Annotated in this window: 13 protein-coding genes; 10 read left to right on the top strand and 3 right to left on the bottom strand. The window is 70.8% G+C overall.

The genetic code is table 11. From position 1 onward, the window contains the following. The first annotated feature begins 75 nt into the window (after positions 1-75). A complete protein-coding gene (locus Apa02nite_RS26620; RefSeq protein ID WP_067699913.1) occupies positions 76-537 on the top strand; it encodes a hypothetical protein in 462 nt (153 codons plus the stop codon). Between the two features lie 78 nt (positions 538-615). On the opposite strand, the gene Apa02nite_RS26615 is transcribed toward Apa02nite_RS26620, so the two are convergent. Beyond that, positions 616-1,134 (bottom strand): hypothetical protein, encoded by a 519-nt coding sequence (locus Apa02nite_RS26615; protein ID WP_203827392.1) that lies wholly within the window; start codon positions 1,132-1,134, stop codon positions 616-618. Positions 1,135-1,207: 73 nt separating this feature from the next. Between Apa02nite_RS26615 and Apa02nite_RS26610 the strand changes: the two genes are divergently transcribed. From Apa02nite_RS26610 to Apa02nite_RS26600, 3 genes are all read left to right on the top strand, one after another. Beyond that, positions 1,208-1,585 carry a nuclear transport factor 2 family protein gene (locus Apa02nite_RS26610; protein WP_203827391.1) on the top strand — a complete coding sequence of 126 codons (378 nt, stop codon included), beginning with the start codon at positions 1,208-1,210 and terminating at the stop codon, positions 1,583-1,585. A 201-nt stretch (positions 1,586-1,786) separates the two neighbouring features. Continuing rightward, on the top strand, positions 1,787-2,827 hold the full coding sequence (locus tag Apa02nite_RS26605; RefSeq protein ID WP_203827390.1) for a LacI family DNA-binding transcriptional regulator: 1,041 nt from the start codon (positions 1,787-1,789) through the stop codon (positions 2,825-2,827). 391 nt (positions 2,828-3,218) lie between these two features. Continuing rightward, complete coding sequence (locus tag Apa02nite_RS26600; RefSeq protein ID WP_067699902.1) at positions 3,219-3,566, top strand: hypothetical protein; 348 nt, start codon at positions 3,219-3,221, stop codon at positions 3,564-3,566. A 180-nt stretch (positions 3,567-3,746) separates the two neighbouring features. Here the strand turns inward: Apa02nite_RS26600 and Apa02nite_RS26595 are convergent, their stop codons facing one another. Continuing rightward, complete coding sequence (locus tag Apa02nite_RS26595) at positions 3,747-4,598, bottom strand: dienelactone hydrolase family protein (RefSeq protein ID WP_203827389.1); 852 nt, start codon at positions 4,596-4,598, stop codon at positions 3,747-3,749. Between the two features lie 117 nt (positions 4,599-4,715). Continuing rightward, positions 4,716-5,672, bottom strand: coding sequence for an Lrp/AsnC family transcriptional regulator (locus Apa02nite_RS26590; protein WP_203827388.1), 957 nt, complete (start codon positions 5,670-5,672; stop codon positions 4,716-4,718). A gap of 86 nt (positions 5,673-5,758) precedes the next feature. On the opposite strand from Apa02nite_RS26590, the gene Apa02nite_RS26585 reads away from it, so the two are divergent. The 6 genes from Apa02nite_RS26585 to Apa02nite_RS26560 all read left to right on the top strand — a co-directional run bounded on the left by Apa02nite_RS26585 (position 5,759) and on the right by Apa02nite_RS26560 (position 13,564). After that, entirely contained in the window at positions 5,759-7,159 is a 1,401-nt protein-coding gene (locus tag Apa02nite_RS26585; RefSeq protein ID WP_203827387.1) for an MFS transporter, read from the top strand. Between the two features lie 100 nt (positions 7,160-7,259). Next, entirely contained in the window at positions 7,260-7,817 is a 558-nt protein-coding gene (locus tag Apa02nite_RS26580) for a DoxX family protein (RefSeq protein WP_203827386.1), read from the top strand. A gap of 185 nt (positions 7,818-8,002) precedes the next feature. Then, on the top strand, positions 8,003-10,033 hold the full coding sequence (locus Apa02nite_RS26575; RefSeq protein ID WP_203827385.1) for a bifunctional aldolase/short-chain dehydrogenase: 2,031 nt from the start codon (positions 8,003-8,005) through the stop codon (positions 10,031-10,033). Further along, positions 10,030-11,409, top strand: coding sequence for a rhamnulokinase (locus Apa02nite_RS26570; protein ID WP_203827384.1), 1,380 nt, complete (start codon positions 10,030-10,032; stop codon positions 11,407-11,409). Before Apa02nite_RS26575 ends, Apa02nite_RS26570 begins: the two co-directional genes overlap by 4 nt. A 2-nt stretch (positions 11,410-11,411) precedes the next feature. Further along, a complete protein-coding gene (locus Apa02nite_RS26565) occupies positions 11,412-12,140 on the top strand; it encodes a (Fe-S)-binding protein (RefSeq protein WP_203827383.1) in 729 nt (242 codons plus the stop codon). Further along, the gene (locus Apa02nite_RS26560; protein WP_203827382.1) at positions 12,137-13,564 is read left to right on the top strand and encodes a LutB/LldF family L-lactate oxidation iron-sulfur protein; all 1,428 of its coding nucleotides are present in this window, start codon (positions 12,137-12,139) and stop codon (positions 13,562-13,564) included. The genes Apa02nite_RS26565 and Apa02nite_RS26560 overlap by 4 nt, the downstream gene beginning before the upstream one ends. Positions 13,565-13,602: the final 38 nt, after the last annotated feature.

Here is a 13,602-nt window from a genome sequence, read left to right as displayed (position 1 = left end):
GAGCGGTCCTCCGATCGTCCACAGTGTTGTTCCTCAACCGGGAAAATGTCGGTGGGTACTGGCAGGATTCGAGGCATGGAGATTCTGCCCGGCGAGGGCGTTGGTTTGGTGAAGGTCGGCGAGACCCGAGACGTGGTGGAGTCCAGGCTGGGCCCGCCGGTGCACCCCGGCATCTCGGCCCGCTCGGTCTACGCCACCGAGCCGATGCTCGTCGTCGACTACGACGGCGACACCGTCGAGGTGGTCGAGCTGGGCTATTCCGGCGAGGGCGGCGAGGAGGCCACGCTCGACGGCGTCCAGCTGACCTATCGCTTCATGGACGACGTGCTCGCCGAGCTGACCGCTCTCGGTCACCGAGCCGAGCGCTACGACATCGGTTACATGTTCCGCGCCGGCTTCTACCTCTACTCGATGGCCTCGCTGAGCGCCCAGTCCCTCGACCCGGAGGCCTCACCCGACGACCCCCGCGCCGTCGTCGAGGGCGTCGGCATAGCCCCGGTCGCCCACCTGCTGGGCTCCGCCACCGAACCCCACTGACCCCACCCGCGCGTGTGACGTTGTGGCGCGCTCCGCACCCAAACTTCACACGCGAGGCCCGTTCGGCCCCCGGTGTGGTCAGAAGTTGATGGTGACGCCGACCGACTGGCAGGCCGTGGTCAGGTCGGTGCTGAGCTTCTCGAAGCCGGAGTCCGCGGCGGTGCCGATCGGGTCCGGGTCGGCGGCGGCCTTGGAGACCTCGTCGGCGACCGCCCGGGCCGCGCTCGTCACCTTGCTGTCGGTGGCGAACAGCAGCGCCTCGTCCACCGCCTTGTGGAACTTGGCGAAGGCGTTCTGCACGTCGGCCGGCTCTACGTGACCGTCGGCCTTCTGCCCGTTCGCGATGGTGTTCTTCATGGTCGAGGCGGTCTTGTTGAGCATCTCGCAGAGCGCTTTGTCGTTCGCCGGGGCAGCGCCGGCCGGTGCGGAAGCCGCGCCAGTGGTCGCGGCCGGTGCTGAAGCGGCGCCGGTCGATGCCACGGCGCTCGGTGCGGCACTCGGTGCCGAGCCGGCCTCGGTGTCCGCATCGTCGCAGGCGGCGAGGCCTGCCAGGGCGGCGCAGAGCAGAACGGCGGGAACGATCCGGGAACGCATCACGGGCACGGACGGTAGCCGACGTTCCTGAGAGGGTCCACCAGGGGACCGGCGCGGACCTTCCTATCCTGGGCGGATGACTGATCGGGATCTGAGCGGCGAGCTGCTGGCCGCGGAGCAGCGTCTGCAGCACGCGCAGCGGGCCGGCGACGTCGACGAGTTGGATCGGCTGCTGGACGACCGGCTGGTGGCGATCGGCCCGGACGGCGCCACGCTCGGCAAGAACGACGACCTGGACGCGTACCGGGCCGGCACCTCGGTGATCGACGAGCTGACCCAGGTGAGTCTTGACTCGCTGGTGGTGGACACCACCGGGGTCACGTTCGTGGTGTGCGACGTGGCGGGCACGCTCGGCGGCGCGCCGTTCCGGGCCCGGCTGCGATACACGCGGACATGGTCGTACCAAAAAGAATGGGGTTGGCGGATCGTGGCCGCGCACATCGTGGTCCTCTGATCCGGACCGCTCGCGGGCCGCAATTGGCGCGGCACCTCTGGTATACAACTCGATACACCGCGTGACGGGCCTCGCTCGACTTTGTCGCACACGATGACTGGTTGAAATGTTTCATTCACGGTGCGATGCTGACGTGACCGGGTGGGAGCGTTCACCCTTAGAATGCGTTTCAATCCGCCGTTCAAGTGAGGGGGCACGGGGTTGGCTCAGCAGTCGCGCAACGGCCGCGCGCCGTCGGTCAAGGACGTCGCGGCAGCCGCCGGCGTCTCCCTCGGCACGGTGTCCAACGTGCTCAACCGGCCGGCCGTGGTCAGCACCGGCACCCGCGAGCGGGTCGAGCGGGCGATGGCCGAGCTCGGCTTCGTCCGCAACGAGTCGGCGCGCCAGCTGCGCGCCGGCACCAGTCGCGCGCTGGCCTACGTGATGCTCGACGGCGGCAACCCGTTCTTCCAGGACGTGGCCGAGGGCATCGAGAACGCCGCGGACGCCGCCGACCTCTCGCTGTTCGTCTGCAACAGCGGCGGCCGCGCCGAGCGGGAGTCCAAGCACCTCGACCGCCTCGTCCAGCAGCGGGTCCAGGGCATCCTGATCACCCCGGTCGACCCGGACGCCCCGCACCTGGCCGAGATCGCCCAGCGTGGCATCCCGTTCGTGATGGTCGACCGGCTCAGCACCGCCGGAGACCACTGCTCGGTCGCGGTCGACGACGTGCTGGGCGGCCGGATCGCGGTCGAGCACCTGATCGATCGCGGACATGAGCGGGTGGCGTTTGTCGGCGGCCCGGACAGCATCGGCCAGGTCCGCGAGCGTTTCCAGGGCGCCCGCGAGGTGTGGGCGGAGTTCGGCCGCCCCGCCGAGGACCTGATCCACCTGCCCACCGAGGCGCTCACCGTCAGCGAGGGCCGCTCCGCCGGCGAACGCCTGGCCGGCCTGCCGTCCCGCCGCCGCCCGACCGCCGCATTCTGCGCCAACGACCTGCTCGCCCTGGGCCTGCTGCAGCACGCGGTGACCGCCGGCCTGCGCGTCCCGGACGACCTGGCCATCGTCGGCTTCGACGACATCGACTTCGCCGCGGCCGCCGCGGTCCCGCTGACCTCGGTCCGCCAGCCCCGCCAGGAGCTGGGCCGCACCGCCGCCCGCCTGGTGCTCGACGAGGCCACCAACCCGGACCACGTCCACGAACAGGCAACCTTCGTCCCAGCCCTGGTCGCCCGCTCCTCAACGGGCACCATCCGCCGCTGACTCTCGGCCCGCGGTCGCCTCAAGCCCGCCGACGCACCTTCCAGCCCCAGCCACCGGTCCTCGGCTGGCCGTGAGCGGTGTCTCGGTGCCGTTGAGGCACCTCCCGGCGCCAGCCGCTGGCCTTCGGCTGGTGGTGAGGGGTGTCTCGGTGCTGTTGAGGCACCTCCTGGCGCCAGCCGGCTGGTGGTGGCGGTCGTTTGAACGACGTTCAGGCAGCCGCTAGCGCCAGCCGTCGGGCTTGGGCTGATGGTGATGGCTGCTTCGGGTGGGTTGAGGCAGCCGCTGGTGCCAGCTGCTTCGCGTTCGGTGTTCGAGCCGGGTCAAGGGAATGCTGGGCTGGGGGTGAGTCTGGATTGATCGGGTGTTCGGTTTGCTGGCAAGCTGTCCGGCTGTGGAAGCACTCCGGTTGATCCTGCTGTTCGTGCACCTTGTCGGCTTCGCTCTGCTGCTCGGCGGGGGGATAGCGCAGCTCCTGTCCGGAAAGATCCGGATCAGTCCGGCGGTTCTGTGGGGGTCGATCATTCAGCTGGTCAGCGGCCTGGGGCTGGCCGCGCCGCTGCGAGGCGGCGGTGATCACGAGCCGGACCCGGCCAAGCTTGCCGTCAAGCTCGTCATCGCCGTAATGATCTTCATTATGGTGTTCATCCCGCGCAAGCGGGACGAGGTCAACAAGGGGCACTTCATCGGCATCATCACGTTGACTCTGGTCAATGCCGCGGTCGCCGTTTTCTGGCGCTGAGCTACAACGCCACCGGATTCCGGAGGGCGCTGAACCGCAGGGCCACCGGATTCCGGAGGGCGCTGAACCACGGCGCCACCGGATTCTGGAAGGCGCTGAACCGCAGCGCCGCCGGCAGTGCCGGACGGCGACGGGCTCGTGACGCCGGCGGCCTCCGGAAGGGGAGGCCGCCGGCGTTCTTCACGCGTGCGGGCAGGTGTCGCGGTACTCCTGAATGGCCGTGCCGGACGGCGCCGGGCAGAGGAACTGGTCGTAGCGGGTGTCGTTGTCGATGAAGCGCTTGAGCCAGGAGATGCTGTACTTCGCGATCGTCACGTTCGCCGAGGTCGGGGCGGAGTGGGTGGCGTTGTTCAGCTCCAGGTAGGCCTTGTCGATGGTGCTCGGCAGGCTGGTGTAGAACGGCTCGGCGTGTGACGCGACCGGTGCGGTCGTGTCGTTCTCCCCGCCGAAGATCAGGGTCGGGACCTTGTCGGTGGACCAGCTCTTGGTGCTGTGCCACGGTGCGAGCGGCACCGCCGCCTGCAGGGACGATCGGGTACGGGAGGCCGACAGCGCCCCGCCGCCGCCCATCGAGTAGCCCATCACGCCCAGCCGGGTGGCGTCGATGCGCGTCCGCACCGAGCTCGTGCTGGTCAGGTAGTCGAGGGCGGCCAGCAGCTGGGTGCCGCGGGCGTCCGGGTAGTCGTAGACGCTGAGCGTGTCGATGACGATCACGACGAAGCCCTGTGAGGCGATCCGCGGGCCCAGCCAGGCGACCGCGGACTGCGAGTTCGTGAAGCCGGGCGCCACGGCGATCGCGCCGAACGTGCCCGCGGTGGTGTCGGTCGGGTAGTAGATCGTGCCGCCGCCGAAGCTGCTGGTCCGGGCGACGGTGGCGGTGGCGGTGGCGAACGATCCTCGGGTGGCCTCGATGCTGGCGGTGGTCGGCGCCGGGCCTCGCTCATAGGGATTGGCGGCGGCCTGCGCGGGGCCTGCCGGAAGGGCGATGGAAGCTGCCAGGACGGCAGCGGCCACAACTGATCGGACGGACATGGGTGCTCCCAGAGGGGGATGGAATGGGAGAACCGATCTAGATCGATGCTGGTAAATATTATTAACAAGATCTTTACTCGTGGGTAATCCCGACGGGTACAACCCATCGGCGGTATGTCAGCGCACCGAGCCCAGTTGTTTCACGTGCTTGAGCACCGGCGCCGACTCGATCCGCTCCACCCCGTCGAGTGAGCCGAGGCGCTCGGTCACGTACCGGTAGAAGGCCGGCATGTCCGGGCAGATCGCGGTGACCTGCACGTTTGTCGGCCCGGTGGTGGCCGCCGCGAAGACCACCTCCTCGTGCTCGCGCAGTGCCGCGCCGACCGAGGCGACCCGGGACGGCGCCACCGAGAGCCACATGATCACCGCGGCGCGGAACCCGAACAGCTCCGGCTCGGTCTCCACGTCGGTGTAGAGCGACCCCGACTCGAACAGCTCCTGGACCCGGCGGCGCACCGTCGACTCCGGCCAGCCGGTCCGGCCCGCGAGCTCGGCGTAGCTGAGCCGGCCGTCCCAGGCGAACGCCTCCAGCAGTGGCGCGTCGGCGGCGGTGAGGTGCGCGGCGCTCGCGCCGGAGGTCCGCCGCGGGGTCAGCTCGGCGATCTGCCCGGCGGTCAGGGCGTCGTCGCGCAGGTCCGGGCCGACCGCGCCGCCGACATAGTTGTGGATCACGCAGTGCGCGCTGACCGCGACCAGGCGTGGGGTGCGCGGGAGCTTCTGCAGCAGCAGTGCCTCCCGATCGGCGGCCGCCGGGACGTAGACGCTGCAGGCGATCTCGGTACCGCCCGAGGTGATCGAGACCCAGGCGGTGTCCGGACGGCGGGCCAGGGCCATGGCGATCGACAGGGCCGCGTCCGGCGTGGCGCGCAGGCGCAGTGCCCAGGTTTCGTACCCGAGCTCTATGGGGTTGGGCAGACCGACGACCCGCAGGCCCGCATCGGCGCGCAACCGGCGATAACGCCGGGCGACGGTCTGGTCGGAGACGCCGAGCACCGCGCCGATCTCGCGGTATCCGGCCCGGCCGTTGATCCGCAGGGCGTGCGTCATCTGGCGGTCCAGCTCGTCGATTTCCACAGGATCACCGTATCCCGATGTCGAGATCCGCAGGAAACAGCGTTCTGGTTGGGGAGATCGGAGCCGGGACCGGCATTGTGCTGGGCATGCGTAAATGGTCACCTCTGATCGCCGTCTGTCTCGGCACGTTCCTGCTGCTGGTGGACGTCACCATCGTCGTCGTGGCGCTGCCGGCCATCGGCGACAAGTTCGACGCCGGCTACGCCGACCTGCAGTGGGTGCTCGACGGGTACGCCCTGTCGCTCGCCGCCCTGCTGCTCGGCGCCGGCTCGCTCGCCGACCGGTACGGCCGCCGCCGCACCTACCTGATCGGTATCGGGCTGTTCGCCCTCTCCTCGCTGCTCTGTGCGGTGGCCCCGAACGAGCAGGCGCTGGTCGCCGCGCGAATCCTGCAGGGTGCCGGCGGCGCGGCCATGTTCGCCACCACGGCGGCCCTGCTCAACGTCACCTACCAGGGCCGTGACCGCGGTGTCGCGTTCGGCGTCTGGGGCGCGGTCAACGGCGCCGCGGCGGCCGCCGGTCCGCTGGCCGGCGGGCTGCTCACCGAGCACTTCGGCTGGCGCTGGATCTTCCTGGTCAACCTGCCGGTCTGCCTGATCGCGGTCTGGTTCACCGTGCGCGGCGTGAGTGAGTCCCGGGCGCCGCAGGGTGGCCGCTTCGATCTGCCCGGCACGGTGAGCTTCACGGTCGCGGCCGCCGCTGTCACGTACGGTCTGATCCGCGCCGGAGACGCCGGCTGGACCGACGGCGTGGCGCTCGCCGCGTTCGGTGCCGGGCTTGTCGCGCTGGCCGCGTTCATCGTCGCCGAACGGCGCTCGGACCACCCGATGCTGGACCTGGCGCTGTTCCGGCGGGGGCCGTTCGCCGTGCTGATCGTCGCGGCGTTCCTCACCCAGGCCGCCGCGTTCGGCTACCTGCCGTTCGGCACGGTCTGGCTGCAGCAGGTGCTCGGCAACGGCCCGGTCGACGCGGGCCTGGTCGGCGCCCTGCCGATGGCCGCGGCCTCGCTGGTCGTCGGCGCGGGGGCCGGCCGGCTGCTGCAGCGGGTCGCGCCCCGCTGGACGGTCGGCGTCGGCCTGCTGCTGATCGCGGCCGGTGACCTGCTGCAGGCCCGGCTGGACGCGGACAGCACCGGCTCGGCGCTGATCCCCGGCCTGATCGTGGTCGGCGTCGGGGTCGGCTCGGTGCTGCCGTCGCTGTCGTCGGCGGTGCTGGCCGAGGTGCCGCGGGAGCGCAGCGGGATGGCAGGCGGGGCGCTGAACACGTTCCGGCAGCTCGGGTTCGCGCTCGGGGTGGCGGTGTTCGGCACCATCTTCGCGAACAAGGTCAGCGCCGGGCACGGTCAGCCGGCCGCGTTCGCGGACGGTCTCAACGCCATCCTGCTGGTCGCGTCCGGTACCGCGCTGGTCGCCGGCGTCCTGGTGCTGATCTTCGTCCGGCACCGGGTCACGCACGCCGAGGAGCCGCAGTTGGTAAAAACGGCCTGAGCCGGGACTTTCGGCCCGTCGAGTCGGGTGGTCGGACCCGGGTGCGGCCACCGCTCGGAGAGGAGTGTTCAGGGCAGAGAGATTGATGAAGGAGGCAACGATGACCACCGTTGGACACCACGCGGCGCAGCTCGAGCAGGTCGAGGCCCCGGGTTCGATACTCACCAAGTCAGCTGCCAAGGCGATCGCCGTTCTGCGGGTGGCGACCGGGTTCGTCTTCCTGTGGGCGTTCCTGGACAAGGTCTTCGGCTTCGGGTACGCCACCCCGTCGGCCAAGGCCTGGATCAACGGTGGCTCGCCGACCAAGGGCTTCCTGTCCAGCGTGGAAGCCGGCCCGCTCAAGGGCATGTTCCACAGCCTGGCCGGCACCACGTTCGCGAACTGGGCCTTCATGCTCGGCCTGCTCGGCATCGGCCTCGCCATGATCCTGGGTATCGGCCTGCGGGTCGCCTCGGTCTCGGCGATCCTGATGATGGCCATGATGTGGCTGGCCGAGTGGCCCCTGGCCAGCGGCTCGAGCAACCCGATCGTCGACTACCACGTCATCTACGCGATCAGCGGCGTCATCTTCGCCCTGACCTACGCCGGGCACACCTGGGGCCTGGGCCGCTGGTGGGCCACCCTCCCGCTGATTCAGAAGAACCGCTGGCTGATCTGACAGCCGAGACAACCACCGCCCGGACCGCCGCGGTCCGGGCGGTTCCGTATGTCTTGACCGCGCGGAAGGGTTGTGCGTAACCTGTCGGTAACTCTGAAACGTTTCACGTCGCCATCCGGAGCGGCGCCGTCCGGCGTACCGCTCTCCGGGACACGACCGTCCGGCACCCGGCCTGAAGGAACGCCATGACCAACCCCGCAGTCACCGCGCTCATCGCCCGCTCGAACCGTCTCGGCGCGGATCCGCGCACCACGAACTACGCCGGCGGCAACACCTCCGCCAAGGGCGCCGGCGCCGACCCGGTCACCGGCGCGGACGTCGAGCTGCTCTGGGTCAAGGGCTCCGGCGGCGACCTGGGCACCCTGACCGAGAAGGGCCTGGCCGTGCTGCGGCTGGACCGGCTGCGCGCACTGCCCGGCGTCTATCCCGGCGTGGAGCGCGAGGACGAGATGGTCGCCGCGTTCGACTACTGCCTGCACGGCCGGGGCGGTGCCGCGCCGAGCATCGACACCGCGATGCACGCCCTGGTCGACGTCGCGCACGTGGACCACCTGCACCCGGACGCCGGCATCGCGATCGCCACCGCCGCCGACGGGCCCGCGCTGACCAAGGAGATCTTCGGCGACCGGGTGCTCTGGGTGGACTGGCGCCGCCCCGGGTTCCAGCTCGGCCTGGACATCGCCGCCGTGCAGCAGGCGAACCCGCAGGCGATCGGCGTGATCCTGGGCGGGCACGGGATCACCGCGTGGGGCGCGACCAGCGACGAGTGCGAGGCACACTCCCAGGAGATCATCGACACCGCCGCGGCGTACATCGCGACGCACGGCCGCGGCGCGCCGTTCGGCGCGATGTCCCAAGAGCCATTAACCGCAGGGGTACGACGGAAGCGCGCCGCGGCCCTCTTCCCGGTGATCCGCGGTCTCGCCTCCACGGACCGCCCGCAGGTCGGCCACTTCACCGACGCCGACGTGGTGCTCGACTTCGTCGGCAGTGAACGCCTCGCCGAGCTGGCCGCGCTGGGCACCTCCTGCCCGGACCACTTCCTGCGCACCAAGGTCAAGCCGCTGGTGCTGGACACCGCCCCGGACGCGCCGATCGAGCAGGTCACCGAGCGGCTCCGCGAGCTGCACGAGGCCTACCGCGCCGACTACCGCGCCTACTACGACCGGCACGCCACCGCGGACAGCCCGGCGATCCGCGGCGCCGACCCGGCGATCGTGCTGGTCCCCGGTGTCGGGATGTTCTCGTTCGGCGCCACCAAGCAGACCGCCCGGGTGGCCGGCGAGTTCTACGTCAACGCGATCAACGTGATGCGCGGCGCCGAGGCGATTTCCCGGTACGCACCGATCGACGAGTCGGAGAAGTTCCGCATCGAGTACTGGTCGCTCGAAGAGGCGAAGCTGCAGCGGATGCCACAGCCGAAACCGCTGGCCACACGGGTCGCGTTCGTGACCGGCGGCGGCTCCGGCATCGGCCGGGCGATCGCGCTGCGGCTGGCCGCCGAGGGTGCCTGCGTCGTGGTCGCCGACCGCGACGCGGCCACCGCGGAATCCGTGGCCCGCGAGATCGGCGGCACCGACACGGCCGTCGCGGTGGTCGCCGACGTGACCGACGCGGCCGCGGTCGAGGCCGCGCTGGACGCCGCGGTGCTCGCATTCGGCGGTGTCGACCTGGTCGTCAACAACGCAGGGCTGTCCATCTCCAAGCCGCTGCTGGAGACCACCGAGCAGGACTGGGACCTGCAGCACGACGTGATGGCCAAGGGCTCGTTCCTGGTCGCGAAGGCGGCCGCGCGGATCCTGATCGGCCAGGCGATGGGCGGCGACATCGTCTACATCTCCAGCAAGAACTCGCTGTTCGCCGGGCCGAACAACGTCGCCTACGGCGCGGCCAAGGCCGACCAGGCGCATCAGGTCCGGTTGCTGGCCGCCGAGCTCGGCGCTTTCGGGGTACGGGTGAACGGCATCAACCCCGACGGTGTCGTGCGCGGCTCGGGCATCTTCGCGGCCGGGTGGGGCGCGCAGCGGGCCGCCGTCTACGGCGTCCCGGAGTCGGAGCTGGGCGCGTTCTACGCCCAGCGCACCCTGCTCAAGCGGGAGGTGCTGCCGGAGCACGTGGCGAACGCGGTGTTCGTGCTGACCGCCGGCGAGCTGTCGCACACCACCGGGCTGCACGTGCCGGTGGACGCCGGTGTCGCGGCCGCGTTCCTGCGATGAGCCACCGGTTCGCCGCGGTCGACCTCGGCGCGTCCAGCGGGCGCGTCGTGGTCGGCACGTTCGCCGACGGTGCCCTCGCCCTCGACGTCGTGCACCGGTTCGCCAACGAGCCGGTGTCCGCCGGGGGCACCCTGCACTGGGACATCCTCAGCCTCTACCGGGGTGTGCTCGACGGGCTGCACCAGGCCGGCCCGGTGGACGGCATCGGCATCGACTCGTGGGCGGTCGACTACGGGCTGCTGGACTCGTCCGGCGCGCTGCTCGGCAACCCGGTGCACTACCGGGACGCGCGCACCGACGGGATCGCCGAGCGGGTCAGCGACCTGTACACCATCTCCGGGCTGCAGCGGCTGCCGTTCAACACCGTCTACCAGCTGCTGGCGGCACGCGACACCCCGCAGTACGCGGCCGCGCGCACGATGCTGATGATCCCGGACCTGCTGGCGTACTGGCTCACCGGTGAGATCGGGGCGGAGTACACCAACGCGTCGACGACCGGGCTGCTCGACGTCCGTACCAAAGACTGGTCCTGGCCGTTGATCGCGGACCTGGGCCTGCGCGCGGAGCTGTTCCCGCCGATCCGCCGCCCCGGCGACGTGATCGGGCACTGGCAGGGGACGCCGGTGGTCGCGGTCGGCTCGCACGACACGGCGTCCGCGGTGGTCGCGGTGCCGGCCGCCGGCCGGGATTTCGCGTACGTGTCGAGTGGCACCTGGTCGCTCGTCGGCCTGGAACTGGCCCATCCGGTGCTGAACGACGCGTCCCGCGAAGCGGACTTCACCAACGAGGGTGGCGTCGACGGCACGATCCGCTACCTGCGCAACGTGATGGGGCTGTGGCCGCTGCAGGAGTGCATGCGCGAATGGGGCGCCGCGGACATCACCGTCCTGCTCGCCGACGCCGAGCGTGCCGCACCGCTGGAGTACGTGGTCGACCTGGACGATCCGCTGTTCCTGCCGCCCGGCGACATGGCCGGCCGATTGCGGAACGCCGCCGGGCTGCCTCGCGACGCCACACCGGGCGTGGTGACCCGCTGCATCCTGGACAGCCTGGCGCTCGCCCACCGGCGCGCGGTCCGCCGGGCCGGTGAACTCGCCTACGTCACGCCGGAGGTCGTGCACCTGGTCGGCGGCGGCGCCCGCAACGAGCTGCTCTGCCGGCTGACCGCGGACGCCACCGGACTGCCGGTGCTCGCCGGGCCGGTCGAGGCCACCGCGCTCGGTAATCTGCTGGTGCAGGCGCGCGCCGCGGGAATCGTCCCGGACTCCCTCGATGCGCTGCGCGCGCTGGTACGGCAGACTCAGCAGATCGTGCGCTACGAGCCGTGCGGTGACGACGCCCCCTGGCGGGCCGCCGCCGCGCGAGTGGGGAGGTGACCGTGCGGATCGCGTTGTTCGCGACCTGCCTCGCCGACACCCTGTACCCGGAGGCGGCCAAGGCCACCGTCCGGTTGCTGGAGCGGCTCGGCCACGAGGTGGTGTTCCCCTTCGAACAGACCTGCTGCGGGCAGATGCACATCAACACCGGATACCAGCGGGACGCGCTGCCCCTGGTGAAACGGTATGTGTCGGTCTTCGACCCGTTCGACGTGATCGTCGCGCCGTCCGGGTCCTGTGTGGGGTCGATCCGGCACCAGCACGCGACGGTGGCGGCGAACCTCGGCGAAGCCGGGCTGGCGGCGCGGGCGCACGACGTCGGGTCACGCACCTACGAGCTGTCCGAGCTGCTCGTCGACGTGCTCGAGGTGGAGGACGTCGGCGCGTACTACCCGCACACGGTGACCTATCACCCGACCTGCCACAGCCTGCGGATGACCCGGGTCGGTGACAAACCGCTGCGGCTGCTGCGGCAGGTCCGCGGGCTGACCCTGGTGGAGCTGCCGCTGGCCGAGCAGTGCTGCGGGTTCGGCGGCACGTTCGCGCTGAAGAACGCCGAGACGTCGTCGGCCATGCTCGCCGACAAGATGACGAACATCGTGTCCACCGGCGCCGAGGTGTGCACGGCCGGCGACGCGTCCTGCCTGATGCACATCGGTGGCGGCCTGCAACGAAAGGACGCCGGCGTGACCACCGTGCACCTGGCCGAGATCCTGGCGGCGACCTCATGACGACTTTTCTCGGGATGCCGGCGACCGCGCCGCGCGGTGTGGGCAACCTGCGCGGTGACGAGACGTTTCCGGCGGCCGCGCACCACGCGCTCGCCGACGACCAGCTGCGGCGCAACCTGCGGCACGCGACCACCACGATCCGCGGCAAGTCCGGCCGGGTGATCGCGGAGCTGCCCGACTGGCAGGAGCTGCGGTCCGCCGGGTCGGCGCTGAAGGCGTTCGTGATGGCGAATCTGGATTCACTTCTGGAGCAGCTGGAAGCCCGGGTGACCGCGGCCGGAGGCGTCGTGCACTGGGCCGCCGACGCGAACGAGGCCAACGCGATCGTCCTCGATCTGATCCGCCGGACCGGCTCCGAGCGGGTCATCAAGGTCAAGTCGATGGCCACCCAGGAGATCGGGCTCAACGAGGCGCTGGAAGCCGGTGGGATCCAGCCGATCGAGACCGACCTCGCCGAGCTCATCGTACAACTGGGCAATGACAAGCCCAGCCACATCCTGGTGCCGGCGATCCACCGGAACCGGGCCGAGATCCGGGAGATCTTCCTCAAGTCGATGCCCGGGGTCGACCCGGACCTGACCGACGACCCGCCGGTGCTGGCCGCCGCCGCGCGGAAATACCTGCGCGAGACGTTCCTGTCCACCACGGTCGCGGTGAGCGGGGCGAACTTCGGCATCGCGGAGACCGGCACGCTCGCCGTCGTCGAGTCGGAGGGCAACGGGCGGATGTGCCTGACCCTGCCGGACACCCTGATCACCGTGATGGGCATCGAGAAGGTCGTGCCGAGCTGGCCGGACCTCGAGGTGTTCCTGCAGCTGCTGCCGCGGGCGTCGACCGGGGAGCGGATGAACCCGTACACGACCATGTGGACCGGGGTGACACCCGGCGACGGGCCGCAGAACTTCCACCTGGTGCTGCTCGACAACGGGCGCAGCGCGGTGCTGGCCGACCCGGCCGGGCGGGCGGCGCTGCACTGCATCCGCTGCTCGGCCTGCCTCAACGTGTGCCCGGTCTACGAGCGCACCGGCGGGCACGCGTACGGGTCGGTCTATCCGGGACCGATCGGCGCGGTGCTGTCGCCGCAGCTCACCGGGGTGGCCGACAACGCGTCGCTGCCCTACGCGTCGTCGCTCTGCGGCGCCTGCTTCGACGCCTGCCCCGTGAAGATCGACATCCCGTCGATGCTGGTGCACCTGCGCAACAAGGTGTCGCACCCGGCCGCCGAGCGGGCAGCGATGCGAGCCGCGGCCTACACCATGGACCACCCCAAGCTGTACGCCCGTGCGCAGCGGGCCGCGAAACTCGCCCGGATCGCCGGGCGTCGCGGTCGTGGCCTGCCACCGCCGTTCTCCGGGTGGACCGCGTCACGGGACCTGCCGGAAGTCCCGCAGCAGACCTTCCGCGACTGGTGGGCGTCGCGATGACGCCGGTCGTCCGGGGCCGGAGGACAGCGCGGTGAACT

The sequence above is a fragment of the Actinoplanes palleronii genome (assembly GCF_016862315.1).
In the GTDB taxonomy this organism is placed as follows: Bacteria; Actinomycetota; Actinomycetes; order Mycobacteriales; family Micromonosporaceae; genus Actinoplanes; species Actinoplanes palleronii.
Note: the sequence above shows the minus strand (reverse complement) of the source record. Positions and strands in the feature narration are given on the sequence as shown.

Excerpts from the sequence above, each read along its gene's own strand:
- Apa02nite_RS26560 (WP_203827382.1), top strand. The coding sequence starts at position 12,137 with ATGACGACTTTTCTCGGGATGCCGGCGACCGCGCCGCGCGGTGTGGGC.
- Apa02nite_RS26585 (WP_203827387.1), top strand. The coding sequence starts at position 5,759 with ATGCGTAAATGGTCACCTCTGATCGCCGTCTGTCTCGGCACGTTCCTG.
- Apa02nite_RS26570 (WP_203827384.1), top strand. The coding sequence starts at position 10,030 with ATGAGCCACCGGTTCGCCGCGGTCGACCTCGGCGCGTCCAGCGGGCGC.
- Apa02nite_RS26575 (WP_203827385.1), top strand. The coding sequence starts at position 8,003 with ATGACCAACCCCGCAGTCACCGCGCTCATCGCCCGCTCGAACCGTCTC.
- Apa02nite_RS26610 (WP_203827391.1), top strand. The coding sequence starts at position 1,208 with ATGACTGATCGGGATCTGAGCGGCGAGCTGCTGGCCGCGGAGCAGCGT.
- Apa02nite_RS26620 (WP_067699913.1), top strand. The coding sequence starts at position 76 with ATGGAGATTCTGCCCGGCGAGGGCGTTGGTTTGGTGAAGGTCGGCGAG.
- Apa02nite_RS26580 (WP_203827386.1), top strand. The coding sequence starts at position 7,260 with ATGACCACCGTTGGACACCACGCGGCGCAGCTCGAGCAGGTCGAGGCC.
- Apa02nite_RS26595 (WP_203827389.1), bottom strand. The coding sequence starts at position 4,598 with ATGTCCGTCCGATCAGTTGTGGCCGCTGCCGTCCTGGCAGCTTCCATC.